Here is a 23,111-nt window from a genome sequence, read left to right on the forward strand (position 1 = left end):
CATGACAGTGGAGCCGCCTTCCGGCCTCATTTGGCCTCGACCCTTGGCCTCAGATCAAGAACGACGCCACCGGGTCTCCGAATGAATCAGCGCCTCCTGCTCCTCGCCGTGGCTGCGGCCGTCCTGCCGGGCCCGGTTCTCGGCCAAGGCACCCCGGCCCGCGACAACATCGATGCGCTGATCGAGGAGCAGGCAAAGGCAAACGGTGTCCCGGCGAGCTTCGTCCACCAGGTCGTCAAGCGCGAAAGCAACTACAATCCCAACGCGAAGGGCGGCAGCGCCCTCGGCCTGATGCAGATCAAACATGCCACCGCACGCGGCATGGGATATCGCGGGGATGCGGCGGGTCTCTACGATCCGAAGATCAATCTTCGTTACGGCATTGCCTATCTCGCCGGCGCCTATCGCACCGCCAAGGGCAACACCCACCAAGCCTATACTTATTACAACCGGGGCTATTACTACGCCGGCAAGCGCCAGGGCACCCTGGTCGCCGGCATCGAGGACACCACGGCCGCCTCGCCGCAATCGAGCGCGGCCTTCAGCGACGTGTTCACCCGTGGCTTCGGCGCGCAGCGCAAGGCGCAGCCCGATGCGAACGTCACCGCCGCCGGAACGGCCCTGGCCTATGCTCCGAGTCTGACCACTCCGCCCGTGCCGACCGAGCTGGTGGAAGTCCCGCTGCCGCCGCGCCGGCCGGCCGCCTTGTCCGGCCTCGCGCCGGCCGTGGCGGAGATCGGCCCCGCCCATGCGCCGGCCGCCACCCCTCAGGCCACGGCCTTGGCCGCCCTGTCGGTGAATCCGGCAATGCCCCAGCCGGCCGCCGTCGCGGGCGCCGCCGAGTTCTCCGTGACGGAGAAAGTGGAAGTGCCGCTGCCGCCGCGTCGTCCTTCGGCGGTCGTTCTGGCCTCGGTGGGCCGCCCGATCGTCGCGAAGAAGGCACCGACACCCGGCACCATCATGGAAGCCTCGGCGCTTCCGCCCAGCCAGTAGGCCCTCGAAAGCCCCGTCACCGCGTCGAGCGCCTTACCCGAAAGGCGGCAAGCGCCCCGTCTGTCCCTGATCGGGACAAAGCTGAAACCATTCAGAAACAAACATACGTGAATGTTCTCCTGTCATGCCGATTGCGGCGGGGACACGCACGTTTCGCTTGCGTATGCTCTCTTTCGACATCACATGGTGCAGTGCGGCATCGAGAGCGCATGAGGTTGCAAGATCAGGCTTCCAACACGGAGCTTGAAGTGCAAGTCTTGTACATCGGGCCCCAAACTGACGATTGTGAAGCCTCGTCACGAGCCTGATCTTGGTCAAACGACCATGGAATGAAGGATCGCGACCGGCGCTTGGGAGCCTGCTGCAATCGATCTCGCCGGCACGAATTTCGTGCCGAGCCAAGATCGCGTGGCGGGATATGGTGAGGCCATCAGCCTCCGGGACGGTCAGGTCCGGGACGCGAACACGGAAGACGGACGACGGCATGGCCGGCGCGGCTGAACAAGAATCGATTTTTCTGGCCGAACTCGGTCGGCGTGTGAGGCATGCGCGGACAGTGCGCGGCCTTTCGCGGAAACTCCTCTCCCAGACCTCGGGTCTGTCGGAGCGCTACATTGCACAGCTCGAAAGCGGGCAGGGCAACGTGTCGATCATCCTGCTGCGTCGCGTGGCGGATGCCATGGGCGTGCGGCTCGACGACATGATCGCCGTGCAGGACACCCCGCCCGACTGGCACGTGATCCGCGACCTTCTCGGTTCGGCATCGGCGGAACAGATCACCCTGGCGAAGGGCATCCTGTCCGGCCACGCCATGTCCAACGGTGACACCCCGATGCCGCGGGTGGCCCTGGTCGGCCTGCGCGGAGCGGGCAAATCGACCCTCGGCCGCCGGGTGGCGGAACGCCTGGGCTGGACCTTCATCGAGCTCAACGCCGAGATCGAGCGTGAGAACGCGCTCTCGGTGAAGGAGATCTTCGCGATCTACGGCCAGGAAGGGTATCGCCGCCTCGAACAGGCTGCCTTGCGCCGGCTCACCGAACATCCCGGCCCGATGATCCTGGCCACCAGCGGCGGCATCGTCGCCGAGCCCCTGACTTACGACCTGCTTCTCCAGGCCTTCTTCACCGTCTGGCTCAGGGCGAAGCCCGAGGAGCACATGCAGCGCGTGCGCGACCAGGGCAAGCTCGCCACCACGGGCGACCATGCCTCCGCCATGCAGGAACTGCGTGCCGTGCTGCTCAGCCGCGAGCCGCTCTATGCCCGCGCTCCGGCGGTGGTGGATACGTCCGACGTTCCCCTGGAAGAGATGATCGACCGGCTCGCCGCCGTGATCGATGCGCGTTTCGGATCGGTCGATTTCCGGCGCAGCGCCTGACACGCTGAGTATCACCGAGAGGTGGTTCGGGAAGGTAGCTCAGGAAGCCCCCTTGATACGGGGGCGGCCTTTCCCCACGCTATGGGACGCACCCAAGGGGAACGGAGTGCTCCGTTCTCCCTTGACCCCGGGGAGAGTGTTCTCTCGTATCGGCTCCCGGCACGGCCGTCCGGCCCCTGACATGGCGATCCGGCCGCATAGGCCCCGCCCGCCATAGACCTCGCATCGCGGAGGAATCCATGTCCGCCAGCCCCTTCTCGAATCCCGCGATCGGGAACGAAGCCATCGCCGGCACCGTCGATCCGGTCTGGTCGCGCCTGCGCGGCGAGGCCGAAGCCGTGGTTCGCGAGGAACCTCAACTCGCCTCCTTCATCGTGGCGACGATCCTCAACCAGGCGACGCTCGAAGCCGCCGTGTCCCACCGGGTCGCCGCGCGCCTCGGCCATCCGTCACTTCCGGCCGAGCTCGTGGCGCATGGATTTCACGAGGCCATCGCCGCCGACCCGCGCATCGGCGACAGCTTCCGCGCCGATATCGGGGCCGTGCTGGACCGTGACCCTGCGGCGGGCCGCGCCATCGAACCCGTGCTGTACTTCAAGGGATTTCACGCCATCCAGGCGCACCGGCTGGCGCATTGGTACTGGACCAGCGGCCGGCGAGACCTGGCGCTCTACCTGCAGAGCCGCTCGTCCGAGGTCTTCCAGACCGACATCCATCCCGCCGCCCGCATCGGACGCGGTATCTTCCTCGACCATGCCACCGGCGTCGTCGTCGGCTCCACCGCCGTGATCGAGGACGACGTCTCGATCCTGCACGCCGTGACCCTGGGCGGCACCGGCAAGCAAGGCAGCGACCGCCACCCCAAGATCCGCCGCGGCGTCATGATCGGTGCCGGCGCCAAGATCCTGGGCAACATCGAAGTCGGAGAATATGCCCGCGTCGCGGCCGGTTCCGTGGTCCTGCGCCCGGTGCCGGCCCACACCACCGTGGTGGGCGTGCCCGCCCGCGTGGTCGGCACCGCCGGCTGCGCCGAGCCGGCGCGCGCCATGGACCAGTTCGTCAATATCGACCAGTTCATCCACATGGCCGAGGGCATCTGAACCGGCCGGCCCGCGCGTGCCCGCAGCGACTTGCCCGTGGCGAAGCGGCGTGGCAAGCGGTGCCCATCCGGAGGGACTCGGTCGCTCGAAGCGAGCCCGGCCTCCACCGACCATCGACGAATCAAGAGGCGAACGCGTGAACAAGACCGACATCACGAAGGTCCAGGACTATATGCGCCGGACATTCGCCAACACGAATATCCGTCTCGTCGCCCGCCCCAAGAAGGACGATTCCGCCGAGGTCTATATCGGCGAGGAATTCCTCGGCGTGGTCTCCGTCGATGACGAGGACGGCGATCGCTCGTTCAACTTCGCCATGGCGATCCTCGACATCGATCTCGAAGACTAAAGCCGAAGCAGCCATAGAATCGCGCAAGCCGGTCGCGGACGTTCGCAAGCCGCGACCAGCACAATGCCCGAATGCACGTAGTCCTCCCTGTGCGTCGGCTCATCCTGACGCCGGGACATCCTTAACAACTCGTAAACGCTCTGGCAGAGTGCGTGCTCAATCCGTCATCAACGGTCGAGCGCGCCATGGATATCAGCCCCTCCGCCATCGAATCGATCAAGACCCTGTGCGTCGGCCTCGCCCTGTCGGGCCTCCTCGCCAGCGCCTTCGAACTCGTCTCGGACCGTCGCGCAAGCTTCAGCCTGCTGGAACGCGGCGGCGTCGGAGCGGTGGCGGCCCTGCCGATCCTGGCCTTCGGCGCGCCCTTCATCATCCTGCGCAACACCGTACGAGGCCGGCGGATCGAGCGCCGCCCGATCCCCTTCGTCATGATTGCCACGATCGTCGCCTGCGGCTGGAGCCTGCTCTCGGGCCGGGTCGCGCTCGATCTCGCCCATTTCATCACCGGCTGAACAGGGCGAGCCGCAGCGGCGGCCGGATGACGGTGCGGGACATCGCATCGCCTCGCGCCATGGCCCGTCCGGCGCGGACGGATCGGCACCGCCCTTCTCAGCGGTTGGCGGTGGCCACCGGCGAGGCGACGCCGTTGAGCGAGACCCAGGCCATGCCGTCCTGGCCTTCGCGCTTGACATAGGTGTAGCCGGTGCGCGGAGCGGACAGGATCGCGGTGGTCTTGTTGTCGAGGATGAGATCGCCCTTGTCGGTGCGGACCATCAGGACCGCATGGCCTTCGCCGATATCGTCGATGACCACGGTCATCCGCAGGGCGCGACGGGGGAGCCCCCGCTCCACCAGCATCCGACGCTTCAGAAGCTGGAAATCCTCGCAATCGCCGAAGCCGTCATCGGGAAAGTCCCAGCGGTCGACGACGCCCCAATGGGCCATGTCGGTGATCGGATGGATGCGCGCGTTGACGCGACGGTTGACGCTGGTGAGCGTGCGCCAGATCGCCGGATTGAGGGCGATGATCGCGGGCTGCGACGTGTCGACGATGCATTCGGCGGGGTGTTTGGCGCAGAACCCGTTCCAGGCCGCCACCGGGCGGGCGCCGCCACTCTCGTTCACGGCTGGCGCATCGGGCAGGGCGGCGACCGGGCGCGCTTGCGTCGCGGCCCCACCGAGGAGCAGGATGGAGCCGACCAGGGACAGCTTGGCCGCACGTCCAATGCGTCGCCAAGAAAGCCCGCAAGTAACCCCGCAAGTAACTCCGTATGAGAGCCCACTTGCCGAGAAGCTTCCGCCGTCGACGCCTCGCAGAACCGCGTGCCGCATTCCGGTCGCCCTGCCATTCGTTGCCGAAGGCAAGAAACTGGCACGGCCGGGGCCAGGGCTCAATCCAAAAGTTAAACTCGAATTAACTTCCCACATCGCCATGGGTTCCATGGCACAGACGTGATGTTTTCGTGCAACCCGAGAGAATCCGGTTCAGCGGTTCGCAGTGGTCACCGGAGACGTGACACCGCCTAGCGAAACCCAGGCCACGGAATCCTGGCTCTCGCGCTTGATGAAGACGTAACCGGTCCGATACCAGGGCATGATCTCGCTGGTCTTATTGTCGAGGATGAACTCGCCCCGGTCGGTGAGGAGCGTCAGCACGGCATGCCCTTCGCCCTTCTCGTCGATGACCACGGTCATCCGCATGGCGCGGCGGGAGAGGCCGGCATCGGCGAGACGCTTGCGCTTGACCAGCTGGAAATCCTCGCAATCTCCCATTCCGTCCTCGGCGAGGTCCCAGCGGTCGGCTTCCCCCCAATGCTCCGTGTCGGTGACGGCACGCAGACCGGTATTCACCCGACGATTGACCGAGACGATCAGGCTCCAGGTGGCGGGGGTGAGGGCGATACGGGGCGGCTCGTTCGCGTCGATGGCGCACTCGGCCGGGTAACGCTGGCAGAACGAGACCCAGCCGACGATGGGGCGGGCGACACCGAGAACATCGGCGGAGGGGGAGGGCGAGGGCAGGGCGGCCATGGTCTGGGCCTGCGACGCGCCGGCGCCGAACAGCGCCAATGCCGCGAGCATCCCCAGCAAGAGTGATTTCGTCCGTGCCATCGCGACCACCTCGTCCAACGAGGACCACGATGCCGCCACGCTTCCTGAGCCGCGCTGAAGCGGATACGCGCAATTTTATCGATTCGGCCCCGGGGCGGAGCTCCTGCGGGTCAGAGCCAATCACCCGCTGAATCGAAGACTCGCATTCGCGCGATGACGATCAGGAAGTCGTAACCATGGTGAGGCGGGATCGACCGGCGACGATTGCGGCCCCGCTCTCGCCGGACGCCGTGGCTGTCACGACGGAGGGGGGAGACAGGCCGAAACGGCCAGCCGGCGCGGGACGCATTGGGGAGGTCCTGTCGCGACGACGCCGACCTTCGGGCGAGCGCCATGCCGGCAGAACCCGCAGACGGAGCGCTCTCAACCGGAGAGGCGGGACGACGCTCTCAGAGCGTCAGGCCTTCATGGAACAGGTCGGGCGAGATCGGCAGCATGAAGCCCACACCGATGCCGCCCTCGAAATAGCGCACCACGCGCCCCGGTGTCCGCCCGACCATGACGCTCATGCCAACGGGCGGCTGGGCCTGGGTCGAGAGGGCGACGCCGGACAGGGAGACGTCGATGATGCGGGCCGCGACCTCGCGCCCGTTCTCGAGCTTCAGGAGCACGCCTGTCTCCTGTGGCGTGAGACGTTCGTGGTTGCGGCCCTCGGGCAGGCCGAGCGCCTCACGGTTGGAGATCCAGGTGAGTTGCGACGCGATCTTGTCGCGCTTGCGCTGGGTCGCGCTCAGGCGGACAGCCATGCCCCCGCTGGGAAACCGGGCGATCGTCCCTTCGATCCGCCCGATACGCTCGAGATACAGCACGACGCGCTCGTCGAGTTCGCCCAGGACCGCGCAAATCAGGCGCACGCCGCCCGGAGACATGTCGACCGTCTGGCAAGGATATTCACGACGGTCGGCAAGCATGTAGCGGCCGAGGAGGGAGACTTGGACGCGCTGATGCCGACGCAGATCCGACGGCCGCAACAGGCGGACCGGCTTGGTTTCAGCGGGCGCGAACTTGGTTTCAGCGGGCGCGAAAGCCTCGATCATCGCGAAATCCGCACTCGGGTTCGATCGTCGTCAGCACAATCCTACAGGTCGGCTCGTTACGAAAATCTTTGCCGAAGACAGATCAGTCTCGCGATCGGTCCATTAAAGTACCGATCAGGCCCGTCCGCCGCGATGCACCATGAGATGTCCGCGCCGCACCGGAACGCTGTCATTGGCCGGTTCGGGCAGGTTCCTGAGGCTGGAGGCGGCATCGTTCCTGGCAAGATCGATGACGTCGTAGGTCGGGTCGAGGACGCGGAGGGAGATGGATTCGAGCCGCGTCACGGGCCGAAGCCCCAGCCATTGCGGAACGACTTTCGGGCTCAGCGCCCCGAACATGCGGACCTGGGTCTGCCCACGATGGCGCAGGGGGAGAAGCAGGAGTTCGAGGTCGATCTGTTCGTCCCTCTGGGTCATCCCGCGCAGCCCCGCGACGATCCCCACCGTATCGACCGCCACCGTCTCCACGAGGCGCCAGGGATCGGCCTGTCCCGCACCCCAGATGTCGCCGAAGGCGCTGCCGCGCAATTCGCGCCCGAACAGGGCGCAGACGCGGGTCCCCGCGAGCCGGACCGTCGCGGCCGAGCGCGCCATGTCGAGTTCGAGGATGAGGCTCTCGGAGAGGAGGTTGCGGATCTCGCCGGGCTCGATCTCGCTCCTCTCGGGCGCGGCCCGCGTACCACGAAGCCGGTCCCAGTAATGATAGAGCATACGGCTGGTCGGATGCTTCATGGCGTCCCGTCGTGGCACGGTCCCGCTGGGACCTGTTCGAAATCGGCCCGATCCATCCGGCGCTGGACACAGCTGCCGGTTCGGTTAACAAGCCTGCCGCACACTCTATGCCCGTCCAAGGCGGCACGCTCGCTTAAGCTCTGATTAGGGTTAACGCGGCGGGGGAAACGCTGCCGCTCGGCACCCATCGCGGCGATGTCCTGCATCGTCGGACCGTTCGGGTCGTAGAGGACTGCGCCGGAATCGCGCATCGCTCGCCTGAATTTGCATGGACCGGGGGCTTGCGGCGGCGGCATCCGCGCCGACATGGTGGCGCCATGGATGCCATGCCCGATCTGCCGCGCCAAAGCCGCGTCCCCGTCTTCAACATGCCCGGCGCGGTGACGGCCTCGATCGCCCTCCTGCTCGGCCTCCATGCCCTGCGGGAATTCGTCCTCCCGGACGAATGGGACATCACGCTTCTGCTGAACCTGGCCCTGATCCCTGGCCGTTGGCTCGCCTCGGTGGACCCGGACCGGGCCGCGGAGATCCTGTCGGCCGCCTCCTCGGCAATAGGCGACACGGATGTGGTCCAGGCCCGTGCGGCCTTCGCGCAATACGTGGTGGCCAACCCGTCCGCGAGCCTCTGGACCTTCGCCACCTATGCGTTGCTGCACGGCTCGTGGACGCATGTCATTTTCAACGTGGTCTGGCTCGCCGCCTTCGGCTCCCCCGTGGCGCGGCGATGCGGCCCCTGGCGCTATGGCCTCCTCGGCCTCATCGGCGCGGTGGCGGGAGGCGTGCTCCACGTGGCGATCGACCCGTTGAGCACGGCCCCGCTGATCGGCGCCTCGGCCGCTGTCTCGGCGCTGATGGCCGCCGCCGCGCGCTTCGTGTTCCAGCCGCCGCCGTCCTTCCATGCCAGCCAGCCCTGGCAGCACGCTGCCCAGCCGCCGCTCCAGACCATCCCCGAGCTTCTGCGCAATCGCACGGCGGTAATGTTCCTCGGCATCTGGCTCGTCACCAACTTCGTCTTTGGGATCATCTCGCTGCCGCTGGGCGCGGAATCCTCGACCGTGGCATGGGACGCCCATCTGGGCGGGTTCCTGGCAGGATTTTTCCTCTTTCCGATGTTTGACCGCTTAGGAGGCGCAAAAGCGTAATTTTTCCGCATGTTTTGGCATCGGAAGGCCGGTCCCGTGGGTTGTCACATCAGACATGACATCACACAATTCCGTGATGCGCCGGGATCAACCCGGCCCGCGTAACAGCCTATGGGAGATCATGGTCATGACCGTCGCACGCATCCTTTCCGAGAAGGGCGGCTCAGTCGTCACTGTGGAGCCGAACCGGACCCTGGACGACGCCATCCATCTCCTCGCCGAGAAGCGGATCGGCGCCATCGTGGTGAGCAATGACGAGGGTGCCGTCCTCGGCATCCTGTCCGAGCGGGACATCATCCGGGCCCTGTCCCGCCAGGGAGCGGGGGCGTTCGATGCGCCGATCTCGCAGCACATGACGGCGTCGGTGACCACCTGCACCCGGTCGAATACCGTCGAGGAGGTCATGCAGCTGATGACCGACGGGCGCTTCCGCCACGTGCCGGTGGTCGAGGACGGGCGGCTCGCCGGCCTCGTCTCCATCGGTGACGTGGTCAAGCGCCGGATCGCCGCCGTGGAGGCGGAGCATCAGGCCATGCGCGACTACATCACCATGGCCTGACACCGCGTCGGGGATCCCTCACGCGGAGCGGAGGGGCTCCGTCAGGGTCAGACCCGCTCGGCCGCCAGGGTGACGAGTTCCCTGATGCGCGGCAGGGCGGCCTTGGCCGCTTCCCGCCCGAGGAGGATCGCCTCTTCGGCGCGGTGGAACTCGAACAAGCCCATCTCCGCGAGGCGCGGGGACAGCATGAGATCCGGCGGGTCCCGCTCCAGCCTCGCCCGCGAGATCCGGTCCTGGGTGATGTTGAACGCGTCGAACATCACGCGCCCCATGCCGGGAGGGCCGGGCTCGCGGGGCGGGGCAGGGCGTGGCGCCGGCCCGCGCCGACCGGTACCGCGCATGCGGTTCAGCAGGTTCCATCCCCGGCGCGACGTGGTGAGGGGCAGGGCCGGCGAGGCGGCCCCGTCGCCGTCAGGCCCGATCACCAGACCGGGCTCGGCCCGCGGATCGCCGTTGAGGTTCACGCAGATCACCAGTTCGGCCCCGAGCCCGCGCGCGAGCTTGACCGGCACCGGATTCACCAGCGTTCCGTCCATCATGAGGCGCCCGTCGAGGCGCACCGGGGGAAACAGGCCGGGGAGGGCGTAAGAGGCCCGGATCGCCTCCACCAGGGAGCCACAGGTCAGCCAGACCTCGTCGCCCGAGCCGAGATCCGTCGCGACGCTGGCGAAGCGGATCGGCAGGTTCTCCACCCGCCGCGTGCCGAGATCGCCTTCGAGGCGGCGCTTCAACCGCTCGCCGGCGATGAGGCCCGAACCCAAACGCAGGTCTAGGAGCCCCATGACCCGCCGCCTCGTCAGCGACAGGGCGAAATCCTTGAGCAGATCGAGCTTGCCGGCGGCGTAGCAGCCCCCCACGACGGCACCGATGGAGCAGCCCGCCACCATGTCGGGGTGGATGCCGGCCTCTTCCAGCACCTCGATGACGCCGATATGCGCCCAGCCCCGCGCGGAACCGCCGCCCAGAGCCAGACCGATTCGCGGTCCCGACGGCTTCGGTTCGGCCACGGGCTCGACACTGCCCCGTGGAAAGACCGGCTTCTGCGACAGGGTGGACAGCATGCCCTGGCGGTAGAGGGCGACCCCGCGAAAGGACAGCCCATCCCAGGTCACGGCCCGGCGGGTCCGAGCAGGGCCTCGCCGGATACCGGATCGAGGGAGACGGCGCGGTAGAAACAGGAGCGTCGCCCGGTATGGCAACATCCGCCATCGCCCCCGACCTCCACCGAGATGAGGAGCGCGTCCTGGTCGCAATCGACCCGCATCTCGACGACGCGTTGGACCTGCCCGCTGGTGGCGCCCTTGTGCCAGAGCTCGCTCCGCGAGCGAGACCAGTACCAGGCCTCGCCGGTCTCGAGGGTGAGCCGCAGGGATTCGGCGTTCATATGGGCGAGCATCAGGACCCGGCCGTCATGGGCATCGACGGCGATGCAGGCGACGAGACCGTTCGCGTCGAAGCGCGGGGTCAGCGTTGCGCCTTCCTCCACATCCTTGCGCGAACCGGGCGGGGAGAACCCACCGGGCGCGGCGGTAACTTGGCTCACCGTCATCGCGTGGAATGCCCGCGTCAGTTCTTGTTGTTGCGGACGAGGGTCAGGAACCGGACCTGCTCGTTGGCATCGTCCTTGAACACGCCGCGAAACTGCGTGGTCAGGGTGGAGACGCCGGCCTTCTGCACGCCGCGCATGGCCATGCAGAGATGCTCGGCCTCCACCATCACGGCGATGCCGCGCGGCTTGAGGATGCTCTCGATCACGTCGGCGATCTGGGCCGTCATGGTCTCCTGCGTCTGCAGGCGGCGGGCGAAGGTGTCGACCACGCGAGCGAGCTTCGACAGGCCGACCACGCCCTTGGTCGGGTAATAGGCGATATGGGCGAGACCCATGAACGGCACCATGTGGTGCTCGCAATGGGAGTAGAACGGGATGTCGCGCACGAGCACGATGTCGGAATAGCCCTCCACCTCCTCGAACACACGCTCGAGCAGGGCGTCGGCATCCTGCTCGTAGCCGCCGAAGAGTTGGCCATAGGCCTTCGCCACACGGGCGGGCGTATCCTTGAGGCCTTCGCGATTCGGGTCGTCGCCGGCCCAGCGCAGCAGGGTGCGCACGGCGGCCTCGGCCTCCTCCCGGCTCGGACGGCCGGTGGCAACGGCATCGGGCACGCGCTTGGCCGAAGCGGGCAGGGGGGCGACCTCGACGGGGGCCTCTACGGGGCGGGAATTGTCGTTGCGCATGCCGCTCAGGGTGGCCGGCGCAGCCGTGGCAATCGGGTCCATTCCCTGATGATCCGTGTCGGTCAGGCGATAGGAGAGGGATTTGAGCGCGGCATCCATGGCATCTCCCGCACGGGCGACACGTGCGTTCATCGTCGAACTATCTGGTTTTGCGTACATCGTCGAACCATCTCGGTCGCGTTTTCAGCCGCGTTACCGCAGGCCGGCGCCCGAACGTTAAGGTCTCCTTGGCCGTGGGCGCGACCCTGGTCGACGAACCGCCTCCTCGCGAAACGGTACGCTGGCGCCTATATCGTCGTTATCGCGCCGCCGCGCAATGCGGGGAATGCGGATCAGACCATCGTGATCGGAAGCCGGCTGTCTGTCGGCGCCCCGACGGGACCTCCCATATGCTCGACGATATCTACAACCGCCGCATTCTCGAACTCGCCGCCGACATCCCGCGTCTCGGCCGGCTCGACGCGCCGGATGCCAGCGCCACCGCCCATTCCAAGCTCTGCGGCTCCACCGTCACCGTCGATCTCTCGGTGAAGGACGGCACGGTGACGGATTTCGCCCATGAGGTGAAGGCCTGCGCCCTGGGCCAGGCCTCGTCCTCTTTGATGGCCCGCCACGTGGTCGGCGCCACGGCGGACGAGTTACGGGAGGTGCGCGACACGGTGCGTCGCATGCTCAAGGAGAACGGGCCGGCGCCGCAGGGCGAGTGGGCCGACCTCGCCGTGCTGGAGCCGGTGCGGGATTTCAAGGCGCGTCATGCCTCGACCCTCCTCACCTTCGACGCCGTGGTGAATGCCCTCGATCAGGTCGCCGCCAAGGCCCAGGCCTCCCCCGACACGCAGGCCGCCGAATAGAGCCATGGTCCGCCGCGCGGCCCATTGGGCGATCCGGGGCTACCAGCTCACCCTGTCGGGCCTGATCGGCCGGCAATGCCGGCACTGGCCGTCCTGTTCGGACTACACCGACGAGGCGATCCGCCGGCACGGAATCTGGCCGGGCGGCTGGATCGGGTTCTCGCGCATCTGCCGCTGCGGCCCGTTCGGCACGCACGGGATCGACCTCGTGCCGGACGTCCTGCCTCCGCGCTCGGCCTGGTATGCCCCCTGGACGTATGGGCGCTGGCGCGGGGTGAATGCCCCGCCTTCGCCGTTTGCGTGCGAGGCGGTGGAGGAGACGGATCGAGGCGTTTCAGGCGGGAGGACCGAAGGCGGCTGACAGGGCGCGCGCGCCGTCCGTCGTGAAGGCGATCACGCGGCCGTCCGCGCGGGAGGCCCAAGCCCGGTCGAGGACATGGTGCAACAGTGCCGCGCCGAGCGCGCCGCCGAGATGATTCCGGCGTTCGCTCCAGTCGAGACAATAGCGGCAGACGGGCCTGCGTTCCCGCTCCAGCGACGCGACGTCGAGTCCCCGATTCGTCAGGCCGGCACGGCCGGAGGCGGTGAGATTCGTCTCCGACTCGTCGATCCACCCCCGCGCGATGAGGCCCTGCAGGAGCAGGACGCCGCGCTCGCCGGCCAGATGGTCGTAGCAGATACGGGCCTCGCGCAGGGCCGCGTCGCGCGGGCCTGTTCGGGTGCGGACCGCCCCGGTGCGCTGGGCCAAGCCCATCAGGTGCTCCAGGACGACGGCGACGTCCGACCCGGACAAGCGATAATACCGATGCCGTCCCTGCCGCTCGACGGTGAGAAGGGCCGCCGCTTCGAGCTTGGAGAGATGCCCGCTCGCCGTCGGCAGGGCGATGCCGGCCACCGCGGAAAGTTCGCTCACCGTGAGGGCGCGCCCGTCCATCAGCGCCGTGAGCATGTTGGCGCGGGCGGGGTCGCCGAGAAGCGCGGCGACGGCGGCGATGAGGGGGCCATCCTGCATCGTTCGATCTTAACCGAAGCATCGTCGGCGGGCCATCGCCTATGATCCTGCCTCGGCCAAGGCAGGAGACGAGGCTTTCATGATCGCATGTGTCCTTCGAGAGGGGAGCGAGAAGTCGCGGACGGAGGCCGTCGAGCCATCTATGCGCGCCTGGAACAGGGTGACCCCGCACCGCGTGACCGGAGAGCCGGCATGATCGCGGTCATCTTCGAGGTCTGGCCGGCACCGGATCGCGCCGACCGCTATCTCGATCTCGCCGCCTCCCTCAAGGAAGAGCTTGCCGAAATCGACGGATTCCTGTCGGTGGAACGTTTCCGCAGCCTCACCGAGCCTGACAAAGTCCTGTCGCTGTCGTTCTTCCGGGACGAGGCGGCGGTACGCGCCTGGCGTGAACGCCCGCATCATCGGGCGACCCAGGCGGAAGGACGTGGCGGAGTGTTTCGCGATTATCGTCTGCGGATCGCCCATGTCCTGCGCGACTACGGCATGATCGACCGGGACGAGGCACCGGCCGACAGCAATGCGGCCCACGGCGCATGATGCGCGCCGTCGACAACCGGAGAGACCGACCATGTCGACCCATATCGCGGATGTCACCTGGGCCCTGAAGCCCGGGGAGGATTTCGCCGCCGGGCGCTACGGCCGGGGGCACACAATCAAGTTCGATGGCGGCGTGACGCTCGCCGGCACCGCATCGGAGCACGTGGTCGGGAAATGGGCCGCTCGCGAGGCCGTCGACCCTGAAGAGATGCTGGTCGCGGCGCTGTCGAGCTGCCACATGCTGACCTTCCTCCATCTCGCGCGCCTCGCGGGTTTTAGCGTCACCGCCTATCGGGACCATGCCGAGGGCGTGCTGGAGGAGACGAGACCCGGACGTCGCGCGGTGACGCGGGTCACGCTCCGCCCGGAGATCGACTGGGCCGGCGCCACGCCGGATGCCGACCAACTCGCGGCGCTCCACGAGGCCGCGCATGAGGAATGCTTCATCGCGAATTCGGTGAGGACGGAGGTCGTCGTGGCCGCTCCCCTCAGCCCCCGCTGACCCAGCGCATCACCACCAGCGTCCCCGTCACCGTCAGCGCGCCGCCGATGCGGGTGGCGATCTGGGCGAAAGGCATCAGCGCCATGCGGTTGGCGGCGGTGAGGATCGCCACGTCCCCGGTGCCGCCCTGGCCGCTATGGCAGGCATTCACGATGGCGGTCTCGATCGGGTACATGCCGAGGCGGCGCCCCACCAGGAAACCGGTGCCCATCAGCGTCACCACGGTCGAGACGATGGTGACGAGGTTCGCCAGCGTGAACGCCGCCACCAGCTTGTCCCAGGGGGTCATCGACACGCCGATGGCGAAGAGCAGCGGATAGGTCATGCTGATCTGGACGAACTTGTAGGCGACGAAGCCGCCGGCCTGGAGGCGTGGCGAGACGGCGCTGGCGAGCTTGGCGAGCACGGCGAGGAACAGCATCGCCACGGGGGCGGGGAGCCCGGTGAGGTGGTGCATCATCACGCCGAGGAGGTAAAGCGTCACGGCGGTGAGCGCGGCCGCTCCCACCGTCGCCGCATCCACGGGCGCGTCCTCGACCTTGGCGGCGGTGACGTCGTTGTCCCGGTCCGGCTGGAGCCGGCCCTCGCCGGTGAGATGCGGCATCCGCTTGCCCACGGCATTGAGGGTGCCGGCCAGCACGATCGCCGTCAGGCTGCCGAGCATGACGGGAGGCAGAACCTGCGCGAACACATCGCCCTGGCCCTGGCCGAGGATGGCGGCGTAGCCGATGGAGAGCGGGATCGCCCCCTCGCCGACGCCGCCGGCCATGATCGGCACGACGATGAAGAAGAAGGTGTGATAGGCGCCGAGGCCGAGCAGGGTGCCGACCAGCGTGCCCACGCAGGCCGCCGCCACGGAGCCGGCCGCCAGGGGCACGAAAATCTTGAGGAAGCCCTTGATCAGCACCTCGCGGTCCATGCCCAGGATGCTGCCGACGATGATCGTGGCGATATACAGGTAGAGGAAGTTGGTGAACTTGGTGAAATCCGTGATCGCCTTCACCAGCGGCGTCGGGATCAGCATGTAATAGACCAGGGCCGAGGGGATGAAGGTCGCGAAGATCGCGCCCGCCCCGATATTCTTCAGGACCGGCAGCCGCTTGCCGATCTCGGCGCAGGTGAAACCGCCGAGCGCCAGCACCGCGATCATCGTCGGCGCATCGGGCTTGATCTCGCCCTCCGAGGTCAGGACCGCCAGCAGGATCGCCAGGATGAGATAGACCGGCAGGGGAATGATGCCGATCTTGATGTCGACGAGCCGCCACCAGCCCTCCGGCCAGAACCGGCGCGCGGGCATCTCCGCCGCCGGGACGGGCTCGGCGGCAGCGGCTGAAGCTGGGTTCGCCATCGATACTCTCCCGTCGGCCGGTCGCCTGTCGGGCCGGCCTGATTGATCGGAGCTTCTACGGCGTACCGGCACGAGTGTGACCCGCCACCGGCCCGCCGCGGCTCCCTGGTGCGTGCATGGGCGGATCGGGCCGGAAGCTTGTCAATCGCAGCTCGTATCAACCGATCCGGATCGTCTCGGAAGTGCGTTCACGTCCGCGAGAGCCCGTAAAAGGCCGGCCGATGCCCTGCGCGGATTTCTTCCTCCTGCGAAACGGTCTAAACCGCGCCGCACGCGCTGACGCCGCGCGCCACCTCAAACCCAAAACCGCTTACCTGCCTCGTTCGCAGGAGTGAGCCCCCGGAGACTCGTTCGCGATGCCCATTCTGACATTCCCCGACGGCAATACCCGCAGCTACGACGCCGCGGTGACCGGCCGTACCGTCGTGGAGGGCATCGCCAAGAGCCTCGCCAAGCGCACCGTGGCGATGGCCCTCGACGGGCGGGTCCGCGATCTCGACGACCTGATCGATGCGGATGTGCGCATCGAATTCCTCGACCGCGCCGACCCGCGCAGCCTCGAACTGATCCGGCACGATTGCGCCCACGTCCTGGCGGAGGCCGTGCAATCCCTGTGGCCGGAGACCCAGGTCACCATCGGCCCGGTGATCGAGAACGGGTTCTACTACGACTTCGCCCGCGACCAGCCGTTCACGCCAGAGGACTTCCCCAAGATCGAGGCGAAGATGCGCGAGCTCATCGCGCGCGACGCCCCCTTCACCAAGGAGGTGTGGAAGCGCGACGACGTGCGGGCGCTGTTCGAGTCGAAAGCCGAGAAATACAAGGTCGAGCTCGTCGACGCGATCCCGCCCGGCGAAGACCTGAACATCTACCGCCAGGGCGAGTGGTTCGATCTGTGCCGCGGCCCGCACATGACCTCGACGGGCAAGGTCGGCACCGCCTTCAAGCTGATGAAGGTGGCGGGCGCCTATTGGCGCGGCGATTCAAACAACCCGATGCTGACCCGCATCTACGGCACCGCCTGGGCCACGAAGGAAGACCTCGACGCCTATCTCCACCGGCTGGAGGAGGCCGAGCGCCGCGACCATCGCCGCCTCGGCCGCGAGATGGACTTGTTCCACTTCCAGGAGGAGGGGCCGGGCGTCGTGTTCTGGCACGCCAAGGGCTGGACCATCTTCCAGGAGCTCATCGCCTATATGCGCCGGCGCCTGAAGGGCGATTACGCCGAGGTGAACGCGCCGCAGATCCTCGACAAGTCGCTCTGGGAGACTTCGGGCCACTGGGACTGGTACCGCGAGAACATGTTCGCCGCGCAAAGCGCCGGCGACGAGGCCGAGGACAAGCGCTGGTTCGCGTTGAAACCCATGAACTGCCCCGGCCATGTGATGATCTTCAAGCACGGCCTGAAATCCTACCGCGACCTGCCCCTGCGCATGGCCGAGTTCGGCATCGTCCACCGCTACGAGGCGTCGGGCGCCATGCACGGGCTGATGCGCGTGCGCGGCTTCACCCAGGACGACGCCCACGTCTTCTGTACCGAGGACCAGCTCGCCGACGAATGCCTCAAGATCAACGACCTGATCCTGTCGACCTATAGCGATTTCGGCTTCGGCGACATCGTGGTGAAGCTCTCGACGCGGCCCGAGAAGCGGGTCGGTTCGGACGCCCTCTGGGACCATGCCGAGGAGGTGATGACCCGCGTCCTGGCGCAGATCGAGGAGCAGTCGGGCGGCCGGATCAAGACCGAGATCAACCCGGGCGAGGGCGCCTTCTACGGGCCGAAATTCGAATACGTGCTCCGCGACGCCATCGGCCGCGACTGGCAATGCGGCACGACCCAGGTGGATTTCAACCTGCCGGAGCGCTTCGGGGCGTTCTACGTCGATGGCGACAGCCAGAAGAAGGCACCGGTCATGGTGCACCGGGCGATCTGCGGCTCGCTGGAGCGTTTCACCGGCATCCTGATCGAGCATTTCGCCGGCCATTTCCCACTCTGGCTCGCGCCGGTTCAGGTGGTGGTGGCGACGATCACCCAGGAGGCGGACGGTTACGCCCGCGAGGTCGTGGCGGCGCTGAACCGCGCCGGGCTCCGGGTCGAGTCGGACCTGCGCAACGAGAAGATCAACTACAAGGTCCGCGAGCATTCACTGGCCAAGGTGCCGGTCATGCTCGTGGTCGGCCGCAAGGAAGGCGAGGAGCGCACCGTCTCGATCCGCCGGCTGGGCAGCCAGCAGACCCGCACCGCCGCCCTCGACACGGCTCTCGCCGACCTCCTCGCGGAAGCGACCTCACCGGATATCCGCCGGGCGCAGGCCGTGGACGAAAGCGTGCCGAGCGCCGAAGTCGCGCTCGACGGCCAGCACGGGGAAAGCCCGACGCCGTGATCCGGTCTCGGTAAGCATTCCCTCTCCCCGCCCGGCGGGGAGAGGGGTAAGCGTCGTCCTACGGGACCTCGTTGCCGGCGTAGTTGATGGAGCCGTCGGCGCCCTTCTTCCACATGTACATGACGTAGTCGGGCCGGGTGATGTCGCCCTTCTTGTCGTAGGAGATGTCGCCGATCACGGTGTCGAACGGCTTGCCCTGGTGCAGATGTGCGGCGAGCTTCTGCCCATCCGTCGATTTCGTCGCCTCCATCGCCTGTTTCAGGATCTGAACGGCGGCGTAGGAATAGAGCGTGTAGCCTTCCGGCTCGAACTTGATCGCCTTGAAGGAATCGATGGTGGCCTTGGCCTTGGGGTTCTTGCGGGCGTCGGGCGAGAAGGTCATGAAGGTGCCTTCGGAGCCGGGGCCGCCGACCTGCGCGAACTCACGGTCGGCGAGGGCATCCCCACCCATGAGGGGAGCCTGGAGACCCTGGTCGCGCATCTGGCGGATCAGCAGCCCGGCCTCGGTGTAGTAGCCGCCGAAGTAGATCACATCGACATTGGCCTGTTTGAGCTTCGAGACGAGGGCGGAAAAATCCTTCTCGCCGGGCGTGAGGCTCTCGGAGATCGCAGCGGACCCTCCCTTGGCCTTCAGTGCTTTCAACGTCTCTTCGGCCAGTCCCTTACCGTAGGTGCTCTTGTCGTGGATGAAGGCGATCTTCTTGCCCTTGAACTTGTCGGCGAGATACGCCGCCGCGACCGCGCCCTGCTGGTCGTCACGGCCACAGGTGCGAAACGTGTTCCAGTTGCCGCGTTCGGTGAACTTGATCGCCGTGGAGGCGGGGGTGATCTGGATGATGCCGGCCTCGATCAGCGCTTCGGAGACAGGAATCGAGACGCTGGAATTGAAGTCGCCGACCACCATCTTCACGCCCTCGCCGGCGAACTTGTTGGCGACCGACACGCCCTGCTTCGGGTCGGAGGCGTCGTCACCGACCGAGACGACGAGTTTCTCGCCGTTGACGCCGCCGGCCTTGTTGATGTCCTCGACCGCCTGAACCGCGCCGTTCCGGATCTGCGCGCCGAACGCGGCGCTCGGCCCCGTGATCGGCGCGATGACGCCGATCTTGATCTCGGCCTGCGCGGTGCCCGCCAGCATCAGCGCGCCCAGCGCCACGCTCATCGCCATCAGTGTTTTCATGGTCATTTCCCCTCGATCAGCGCGGCGGATCGAACCGTCTCCGCATGGCGCATGGTTGCATGAAGATGGTGCTGATTCACGCCCCTTGCCGGTCCCGCCAGGTCAGGGGGCCGGTGCGCTCGTAGAGCCAGCGATACTGGGTGGTCATCTGCCGGGTGCGGGTGACCCGGTAGCCGAGCGCGCCGATGGCGAGGATCACCACCGCGTCGAGGGCGTAGCCGGCCGGCGAGAGCAGCGTGCCCGAGAACAGGGCATAATGCAGGAAGCGCGAGACCGCCGCGATGGCGAGCCCCGCCAGCACGCACTGCCAGAACGGACGCCATCCCCGGGCGAAGCTGCTGCCCGCCATCCAGGCCGCGCCCCCGCCCATCGCCAGCGTGACGAGGAGGAAGATGCCGAGATTGGGCGTGTCGAGGGACAGGGTCTCGGTCATGATGTCTTGCCTGGCAATGCCATCCGAAGCGTGACGCGCTTTCCCTCCCCCCTCAGCGGGGGAGGGTGGCCCGCGAAGCGGGTCGGGAGAGGAGAGCGCCGGCTCCGGAGAGGGCGCCCCCTCTCCCGCCTGCTCCGCAGGCACCCTCTCCCGCAGGGGGGAGAGGGTGAGGGCGTCATCGCCGACCCGCTCAATGCTGGCCCCCTTCGAGATAGGCGGCCTTCACCTGCGGGTTGTCGAGGAGCTCGCGGCCCGTGCCGCTCATCGTCACCGCGCCCGTCACCATGACGTAGCCGCGATGGGCCAGCTTGAGGGCGTGATAGGCGTTCTGCTCGACGATGAAGACGGTGAGACCCTCGCGCTCGTTGAGGTCGCGCACGGCCGAGAAGATCTGCTTGACGATGAGCGGGGCGAGGCCGAGCGACGGCTCGTCGAGCATGAGCAGGCGCGGGCGGCTCATCAGGGCGCGGGCGATGGCGAGCATCTGCTGTTCGCCGCCGGACATGGTGCCGCCGCGCTGGTCGAGCCGCTCCTTCAGGCGCGGGAACAGGACGCACATGCGCTCCAAATCCTCGGCGAAGTAGCGCCCGCCATGCAGGGCCGCGCCCATCTGCAGGTTCTCGCGCACGCTCATGCGGGAGAAGATGCGCCGCCCCTCCGGCGACTGGGCGATGTTGAGGCGCGCGATCTCGTGGGTCGCCATGCGGGTGATGTCGCGGCCCGCATAGGTGATGCTGCCGGTCCGTGCCTGCGGCTGGCCGAAAATCGTCATCATCAGGGTCGACTTGCCGGCCCCGTTGGCGCCGATCAGGGCGACGATCTCGCCCTCTTTGACGTGCAGATCGACGCCTTTCAGGGCCTGGATGCTGCCGTAATAGGCAGAGACGCCACGCACATCGAGGAGCGGCGCCTGAAGCGCGCGGGTCTCCTCCACGAGGACGTTGATGCCGGCGACACTCATGCTTGCGTTCCCGTCAGGCCGACCTCGGCCTCCACCGCCGCCACTTCCTCGTCGTCGACGCCCAGATAGGCGGCGATGACGCGGGTATCCGTGCGGATGTCGTCGGGCGTGCCGTCGGCGATCTTGATGCCGTAATCGAGCACGACGATCCGGTCGGAGATCTGCATCACCACCGACATGTCGTGTTCGATGAGGAGGACGGAGGTGTCGTACTCGTCCCGGATCAGTCGCAGCAGGGTGTTGAGCTCCGAGGATTCGCGCGGGTTGAGGCCGGCGGCGGGCTCGTCGAGGCAGAGCAGCACCGGATCGGTGCACATGGCCCTGGCGATCTCGAGCCGGCGCTGATCGCCGTAGGGCAGGTCGCCGGCGGCATCGTCGGCCCGCGCCGTGAGGCCGATCCGGTCGAGCCAGGCGGCGGCCTTCTCGATTCCCGCCTTCTCGGCGCTGCGATAGGCCGGCAGGCCGAGGATGCCGAGGATCGAGAAGCCCGAGGCGCGCATCAGCGGCTTGTGCATGGCCACCAGCAGGTTCTCCAGCACGGTCATGCGCGGGAACAGGCGGATGTTCTGGAAGGTGCGGGCGACGCGGGCGAGCCGGTTCACGTCATGGCCGGGCAGGCGCTCGAGAAGGTAGGTCTCGCCGCCCTTCTGCACCAGGCGGATCATGCCCTCGCTCGGCTTGTAGAAGCCCGTGATGCAGTTGAAGACCGTGGTCTTGCCCGCGCCGTTGGGGCCGATCAGGGCCGTGATGTCGCCGCGCCCGACCTTGAACGAGAGGTCGTTGACGGCGGTGAGGCCGCCGAACCGCATGGTCAGGTGGTCGACGATCAGCACCGGATCGGCGGGGCCGCCGGGAATGGCGGCGGGGGGCTCGTCCTGCAACGTCGCGAGCCGGTTGATGCCTGTGGCGAGGGTCATCGGCCGCGCTCCGCGATGGTGACGGAGGGTGTTCGCTCGGAGATGAGACCGCGCGGGCGGAACACCATCATCGCCACCATGGCGAGGCCGAACAGCAGCAGGCGGTACTCGTTGGGGTCGAACCCCTCGCCGAACACGGCCTTGAGGAAGCCGAGATTGCGCAGAAGTTCGGGGCCGCCGATCATGACGATGGCGGCGATGGCGACGCCGATCTGGCTGCCCATACCGCCGAGCACGACGATGGCCAGGATGATGGCGCTCTCCAGGAAGTTGAAGCTCTCCGGCGAGACGAAGGCCTGCCGCACGGCGAAGAACGATCCGGCGAAGCCCGCGAACATCGCCCCGAGGGCGAAGGCGGTGAGCTTGGTGATGGTGGTGTCGATGCCGAGCGAGCGGCAGGCGATCTCGTCCTCGCGCAGCGCCTCCCAGGCCCGCCCGAGGGGCAGGCGCCGCATGCGCAGGGTCACGAGGTTGGTGACGAGCGCCAGGACCAGGATCAGGTAATACAGGAAGACCAGCCTGTGCATGGCGTTGAAGCTGAGCCCGAACGTGGCGGCGAAGCCGTTCTCTCCCGCCGTGAAGGGCAGGCCGAAGAAGCTGACGCGCGGGATCGAGGAAATGCCGGCCGCGCCCCCCGAGAAGTCTGTCCAGTTGATGAGGACGAGGCGGATGATCTCGCCGAAGGCCAGGGTCACGATGGCGAGGTAATCGCCCCGTAGCCTGAGGACGGGAAAGCCCAGCAGCACACCGAAGGCGGCGGCGAACAGGCCGGCCAGGGGCAGGCAGATCCAGAAGGACAGGCCGAACACGGTGGATAGCAGGGCGTAGGAATAGGCCCCCACCGCGTAGAAGGCGACGTAGCCGAGGTCGAGGAGGCCCGCGAGGCCGACCACGATGTTGAGCCCCCATCCGAGCATGACATAGGTCAGGATCAGGATGCCGAGATCGATCCAGTAGCGGCCCTCGCCGAGGGACCCTGTGAGGAGGGTGGCGAGGAGCGGCAGGGTGAGGGCGATCACGAGGGTGATCGGCGCGAGGATCGCGGCGAGGCGGCTCGCCCCTTCCACCACCGGCGCACGGGCGGCCCGCCGCCGCGCCCGCCCGGTGAGGTAGAGTTGCTGCACGAGGCGCAGCACGAAGATGGCGGCGCAGAGGGCGAGCACGGTGCCCCAGCGGGTGGTGATGACGAGGCCGATGCCTTGGCCGAGATCGGTGCGGTAGCTGACGATGGGCACGCACAGGCCCAGCGTCACCAGGGCGAACAGCCCCGCATCCTTGATCAGGCCGGGCAGGGGAGACGCCTCGGCGCGGGCGGTCGCGGCGATGGGGGTGGTCGAACCGGTTGCCAC

The 23,111-nt window shown here is 67.5% G+C and carries 26 protein-coding genes; 12 read left to right on the forward strand and 14 right to left on the reverse strand.

The window, feature by feature from the left end; translation table 11 throughout:
- Nucleotides 1–81 precede the first annotated feature (81 nt).
- The 5 genes from AC0IXR_RS11890 (at nucleotide 82) to AC0IXR_RS11910 (ending at nucleotide 4,329) form a co-directional block, all read left to right on the forward strand.
- Entirely contained in the window at nucleotides 82–993 is a 912-nt protein-coding gene (locus AC0IXR_RS11890; RefSeq protein WP_311275504.1) for a transglycosylase SLT domain-containing protein, read from the forward strand.
- 418 nt (nucleotides 994–1,411) lie between these two features.
- Entirely contained in the window at nucleotides 1,412–2,368 is a 957-nt protein-coding gene (locus AC0IXR_RS11895) for a helix-turn-helix transcriptional regulator (protein ID WP_082470531.1), read from the forward strand.
- A gap of 239 nt (nucleotides 2,369–2,607) precedes the next feature.
- Nucleotides 2,608–3,468 carry a serine O-acetyltransferase gene (gene cysE / locus AC0IXR_RS11900; RefSeq protein ID WP_056429370.1) on the forward strand — a complete coding sequence of 287 codons (861 nt, stop codon included), beginning with the start codon at nucleotides 2,608–2,610 and terminating at the stop codon, nucleotides 3,466–3,468.
- A 136-nt stretch (nucleotides 3,469–3,604) separates the two neighbouring features.
- On the forward strand, nucleotides 3,605–3,817 hold the full coding sequence (locus AC0IXR_RS11905) for a DUF3126 family protein (protein WP_027173107.1): 213 nt from the start codon (nucleotides 3,605–3,607) through the stop codon (nucleotides 3,815–3,817).
- A gap of 185 nt (nucleotides 3,818–4,002) precedes the next feature.
- The gene (locus tag AC0IXR_RS11910; protein WP_207413933.1) at nucleotides 4,003–4,329 is read left to right on the forward strand and encodes a DUF6949 family protein; all 327 of its coding nucleotides are present in this window, start codon (nucleotides 4,003–4,005) and stop codon (nucleotides 4,327–4,329) included.
- A 97-nt stretch (nucleotides 4,330–4,426) separates the two neighbouring features.
- Here the strand turns inward: AC0IXR_RS11910 and AC0IXR_RS11915 are convergent, their stop codons facing one another.
- The 4 genes from AC0IXR_RS11915 to AC0IXR_RS11930 all read right to left on the reverse strand — a co-directional run bounded on the left by AC0IXR_RS11915 (nucleotide 4,427) and on the right by AC0IXR_RS11930 (nucleotide 7,698).
- Nucleotides 4,427–5,149: a transglutaminase-like cysteine peptidase gene (locus AC0IXR_RS11915; RefSeq protein ID WP_471760851.1), complete on the reverse strand. Its 723-nt coding sequence runs from the start codon at nucleotides 5,147–5,149 to the stop codon at nucleotides 4,427–4,429.
- 153 nt (nucleotides 5,150–5,302) lie between these two features.
- Entirely contained in the window at nucleotides 5,303–5,929 is a 627-nt protein-coding gene (locus tag AC0IXR_RS11920; protein ID WP_311275507.1) for a transglutaminase-like cysteine peptidase, read from the reverse strand.
- Between the two features lie 389 nt (nucleotides 5,930–6,318).
- Nucleotides 6,319–6,966 carry a PilZ domain-containing protein gene (locus AC0IXR_RS11925; RefSeq protein ID WP_246748225.1) on the reverse strand — a complete coding sequence of 216 codons (648 nt, stop codon included), beginning with the start codon at nucleotides 6,964–6,966 and terminating at the stop codon, nucleotides 6,319–6,321.
- Nucleotides 6,967–7,080: 114 nt separating this feature from the next.
- Nucleotides 7,081–7,698 carry a PAS domain-containing protein gene (locus tag AC0IXR_RS11930; RefSeq protein WP_471760852.1) on the reverse strand — a complete coding sequence of 206 codons (618 nt, stop codon included), beginning with the start codon at nucleotides 7,696–7,698 and terminating at the stop codon, nucleotides 7,081–7,083.
- A gap of 317 nt (nucleotides 7,699–8,015) precedes the next feature.
- On the opposite strand from AC0IXR_RS11930, the gene AC0IXR_RS11935 reads away from it, so the two are divergent.
- Nucleotides 8,016–8,840: a rhomboid family intramembrane serine protease gene (locus AC0IXR_RS11935; protein WP_461224141.1), complete on the forward strand. Its 825-nt coding sequence runs from the start codon at nucleotides 8,016–8,018 to the stop codon at nucleotides 8,838–8,840.
- A 127-nt stretch (nucleotides 8,841–8,967) separates the two neighbouring features.
- Nucleotides 8,968–9,399: a CBS domain-containing protein gene (locus AC0IXR_RS11940; RefSeq protein ID WP_311275510.1), complete on the forward strand. Its 432-nt coding sequence runs from the start codon at nucleotides 8,968–8,970 to the stop codon at nucleotides 9,397–9,399.
- Nucleotides 9,400–9,446: 47 nt separating this feature from the next.
- On the opposite strand, the gene AC0IXR_RS11945 is transcribed toward AC0IXR_RS11940, so the two are convergent.
- From AC0IXR_RS11945 to folE, 3 genes are read right to left on the reverse strand one after another with little or no spacing between them, the layout of a single operon-like run.
- The gene (locus AC0IXR_RS11945) at nucleotides 9,447–10,511 is read right to left on the reverse strand and encodes a patatin-like phospholipase family protein (protein WP_471760853.1); all 1,065 of its coding nucleotides are present in this window, start codon (nucleotides 10,509–10,511) and stop codon (nucleotides 9,447–9,449) included.
- The gene (gene hisI, locus AC0IXR_RS11950; protein WP_419952817.1) at nucleotides 10,508–10,948 is read right to left on the reverse strand and encodes a phosphoribosyl-AMP cyclohydrolase; all 441 of its coding nucleotides are present in this window, start codon (nucleotides 10,946–10,948) and stop codon (nucleotides 10,508–10,510) included. Before hisI ends, AC0IXR_RS11945 begins: the two co-directional genes overlap by 4 nt.
- A 17-nt stretch (nucleotides 10,949–10,965) precedes the next feature.
- On the reverse strand, nucleotides 10,966–11,793 hold the full coding sequence (folE, locus tag AC0IXR_RS11955; RefSeq protein WP_056429383.1) for a GTP cyclohydrolase I FolE: 828 nt from the start codon (nucleotides 11,791–11,793) through the stop codon (nucleotides 10,966–10,968).
- Between the two features lie 230 nt (nucleotides 11,794–12,023).
- Between folE and AC0IXR_RS11960 the strand changes: the two genes are divergently transcribed.
- Together AC0IXR_RS11960 and yidD are read left to right on the forward strand one after the other, a co-directional pair.
- On the forward strand, nucleotides 12,024–12,485 hold the full coding sequence (locus AC0IXR_RS11960) for an iron-sulfur cluster assembly scaffold protein (protein WP_056429385.1): 462 nt from the start codon (nucleotides 12,024–12,026) through the stop codon (nucleotides 12,483–12,485).
- A 4-nt stretch (nucleotides 12,486–12,489) separates the two neighbouring features.
- Nucleotides 12,490–12,846 carry a membrane protein insertion efficiency factor YidD gene (yidD, locus tag AC0IXR_RS11965; protein WP_056429386.1) on the forward strand — a complete coding sequence of 119 codons (357 nt, stop codon included), beginning with the start codon at nucleotides 12,490–12,492 and terminating at the stop codon, nucleotides 12,844–12,846.
- On the opposite strand, the gene AC0IXR_RS11970 is transcribed toward yidD, so the two are convergent.
- On the reverse strand, nucleotides 12,820–13,497 hold the full coding sequence (locus tag AC0IXR_RS11970) for an ArsR/SmtB family transcription factor (protein ID WP_471760854.1): 678 nt from the start codon (nucleotides 13,495–13,497) through the stop codon (nucleotides 12,820–12,822). The genes yidD and AC0IXR_RS11970 overlap by 27 nt on opposite strands.
- Before the next feature lie 192 nt (nucleotides 13,498–13,689).
- Between AC0IXR_RS11970 and AC0IXR_RS11975 the strand changes: the two genes are divergently transcribed.
- Together AC0IXR_RS11975 and AC0IXR_RS11980 are read left to right on the forward strand one after the other, a co-directional pair.
- Entirely contained in the window at nucleotides 13,690–14,037 is a 348-nt protein-coding gene (locus AC0IXR_RS11975) for an antibiotic biosynthesis monooxygenase family protein (RefSeq protein WP_311275514.1), read from the forward strand.
- A gap of 31 nt (nucleotides 14,038–14,068) precedes the next feature.
- Nucleotides 14,069–14,539: an OsmC family protein gene (locus AC0IXR_RS11980; RefSeq protein ID WP_471760855.1), complete on the forward strand. Its 471-nt coding sequence runs from the start codon at nucleotides 14,069–14,071 to the stop codon at nucleotides 14,537–14,539.
- On the opposite strand, the gene AC0IXR_RS11985 is transcribed toward AC0IXR_RS11980, so the two are convergent.
- A complete protein-coding gene (locus AC0IXR_RS11985; RefSeq protein WP_471760856.1) occupies nucleotides 14,526–15,887 on the reverse strand; it encodes a 2-hydroxycarboxylate transporter family protein in 1,362 nt (453 codons plus the stop codon). The genes AC0IXR_RS11980 and AC0IXR_RS11985 overlap by 14 nt on opposite strands.
- Nucleotides 15,888–16,243: 356 nt before the next feature.
- On the opposite strand from AC0IXR_RS11985, the gene thrS reads away from it, so the two are divergent.
- A complete protein-coding gene (thrS, locus tag AC0IXR_RS11990) occupies nucleotides 16,244–18,271 on the forward strand; it encodes a threonine--tRNA ligase (protein ID WP_461226846.1) in 2,028 nt (675 codons plus the stop codon).
- Between the two features lie 58 nt (nucleotides 18,272–18,329).
- Here thrS and AC0IXR_RS11995 read toward each other — a convergent pair whose 3' ends face one another.
- The 5 genes from AC0IXR_RS11995 to livM form a co-directional block, all read right to left on the reverse strand.
- Nucleotides 18,330–19,457 carry a branched-chain amino acid ABC transporter substrate-binding protein gene (locus tag AC0IXR_RS11995; protein WP_419952809.1) on the reverse strand — a complete coding sequence of 376 codons (1,128 nt, stop codon included), beginning with the start codon at nucleotides 19,455–19,457 and terminating at the stop codon, nucleotides 18,330–18,332.
- A gap of 70 nt (nucleotides 19,458–19,527) precedes the next feature.
- On the reverse strand, nucleotides 19,528–19,884 hold the full coding sequence (locus AC0IXR_RS12000) for a DUF6867 family protein (protein ID WP_056429399.1): 357 nt from the start codon (nucleotides 19,882–19,884) through the stop codon (nucleotides 19,528–19,530).
- 190 nt (nucleotides 19,885–20,074) lie between these two features.
- Nucleotides 20,075–20,845 (reverse strand): ABC transporter ATP-binding protein, encoded by a 771-nt coding sequence (locus AC0IXR_RS12005; protein ID WP_056429401.1) that lies wholly within the window; start codon nucleotides 20,843–20,845, stop codon nucleotides 20,075–20,077.
- Nucleotides 20,842–21,762, reverse strand: coding sequence for an ABC transporter ATP-binding protein (locus AC0IXR_RS12010; protein WP_405030621.1), 921 nt, complete (start codon nucleotides 21,760–21,762; stop codon nucleotides 20,842–20,844). The genes AC0IXR_RS12005 and AC0IXR_RS12010 overlap by 4 nt, the downstream gene beginning before the upstream one ends.
- Nucleotides 21,759–23,111, reverse strand: a complete 1,353-nt coding sequence (livM, locus tag AC0IXR_RS12015; protein ID WP_405030622.1) for a high-affinity branched-chain amino acid ABC transporter permease LivM — start codon at nucleotides 23,109–23,111, stop codon at nucleotides 21,759–21,761. The genes AC0IXR_RS12010 and livM overlap by 4 nt, the downstream gene beginning before the upstream one ends.

This window comes from Methylobacterium sp. AC832, assembly GCF_979256025.1.

Bases quoted from the DNA above. Each gene is read 5' to 3' on its own strand.
- AC0IXR_RS11890 (WP_311275504.1), top strand. From the start codon at position 82: ATGAATCAGCGCCTCCTGCTCCTCGCCGTGGCTGCGGCCGTCCTGCCG.
- AC0IXR_RS11895 (WP_082470531.1), top strand. From the start codon at position 1,412: ATGGTGAGGCCATCAGCCTCCGGGACGGTCAGGTCCGGGACGCGAACA.
- cysE (WP_056429370.1), top strand. From the start codon at position 2,608: ATGTCCGCCAGCCCCTTCTCGAATCCCGCGATCGGGAACGAAGCCATC.
- AC0IXR_RS11910 (WP_207413933.1), top strand. From the start codon at position 4,003: ATGGATATCAGCCCCTCCGCCATCGAATCGATCAAGACCCTGTGCGTC.
- AC0IXR_RS11915 (WP_471760851.1), bottom strand. From the start codon at position 5,149: ATGCGGCACGCGGTTCTGCGAGGCGTCGACGGCGGAAGCTTCTCGGCA.
- AC0IXR_RS11920 (WP_311275507.1), bottom strand. From the start codon at position 5,929: ATGGCACGGACGAAATCACTCTTGCTGGGGATGCTCGCGGCATTGGCG.
- AC0IXR_RS11925 (WP_246748225.1), bottom strand. From the start codon at position 6,966: ATGATCGAGGCTTTCGCGCCCGCTGAAACCAAGTTCGCGCCCGCTGAA.
- AC0IXR_RS11930 (WP_471760852.1), bottom strand. From the start codon at position 7,698: ATGAAGCATCCGACCAGCCGTATGCTCTATCATTACTGGGACCGGCTT.
- AC0IXR_RS11935 (WP_461224141.1), top strand. From the start codon at position 8,016: ATGGATGCCATGCCCGATCTGCCGCGCCAAAGCCGCGTCCCCGTCTTC.
- AC0IXR_RS11940 (WP_311275510.1), top strand. From the start codon at position 8,968: ATGACCGTCGCACGCATCCTTTCCGAGAAGGGCGGCTCAGTCGTCACT.
- hisI (WP_419952817.1), bottom strand. From the start codon at position 10,948: ATGACGGTGAGCCAAGTTACCGCCGCGCCCGGTGGGTTCTCCCCGCCC.
- folE (WP_056429383.1), bottom strand. From the start codon at position 11,793: ATGTACGCAAAACCAGATAGTTCGACGATGAACGCACGTGTCGCCCGT.
- AC0IXR_RS11960 (WP_056429385.1), top strand. From the start codon at position 12,024: ATGCTCGACGATATCTACAACCGCCGCATTCTCGAACTCGCCGCCGAC.
- yidD (WP_056429386.1), top strand. From the start codon at position 12,490: ATGGTCCGCCGCGCGGCCCATTGGGCGATCCGGGGCTACCAGCTCACC.
- AC0IXR_RS11970 (WP_471760854.1), bottom strand. From the start codon at position 13,497: ATGCAGGATGGCCCCCTCATCGCCGCCGTCGCCGCGCTTCTCGGCGAC.
- AC0IXR_RS11975 (WP_311275514.1), top strand. From the start codon at position 13,690: ATGATCGCGGTCATCTTCGAGGTCTGGCCGGCACCGGATCGCGCCGAC.
- AC0IXR_RS11980 (WP_471760855.1), top strand. From the start codon at position 14,069: ATGTCGACCCATATCGCGGATGTCACCTGGGCCCTGAAGCCCGGGGAG.
- AC0IXR_RS11985 (WP_471760856.1), bottom strand. From the start codon at position 15,887: ATGGCGAACCCAGCTTCAGCCGCTGCCGCCGAGCCCGTCCCGGCGGCG.
- thrS (WP_461226846.1), top strand. From the start codon at position 16,244: ATGCCCATTCTGACATTCCCCGACGGCAATACCCGCAGCTACGACGCC.
- AC0IXR_RS11995 (WP_419952809.1), bottom strand. From the start codon at position 19,457: ATGACCATGAAAACACTGATGGCGATGAGCGTGGCGCTGGGCGCGCTG.
- AC0IXR_RS12000 (WP_056429399.1), bottom strand. From the start codon at position 19,884: ATGACCGAGACCCTGTCCCTCGACACGCCCAATCTCGGCATCTTCCTC.
- AC0IXR_RS12005 (WP_056429401.1), bottom strand. From the start codon at position 20,845: ATGAGTGTCGCCGGCATCAACGTCCTCGTGGAGGAGACCCGCGCGCTT.
- AC0IXR_RS12010 (WP_405030621.1), bottom strand. From the start codon at position 21,762: ATGACCCTCGCCACAGGCATCAACCGGCTCGCGACGTTGCAGGACGAG.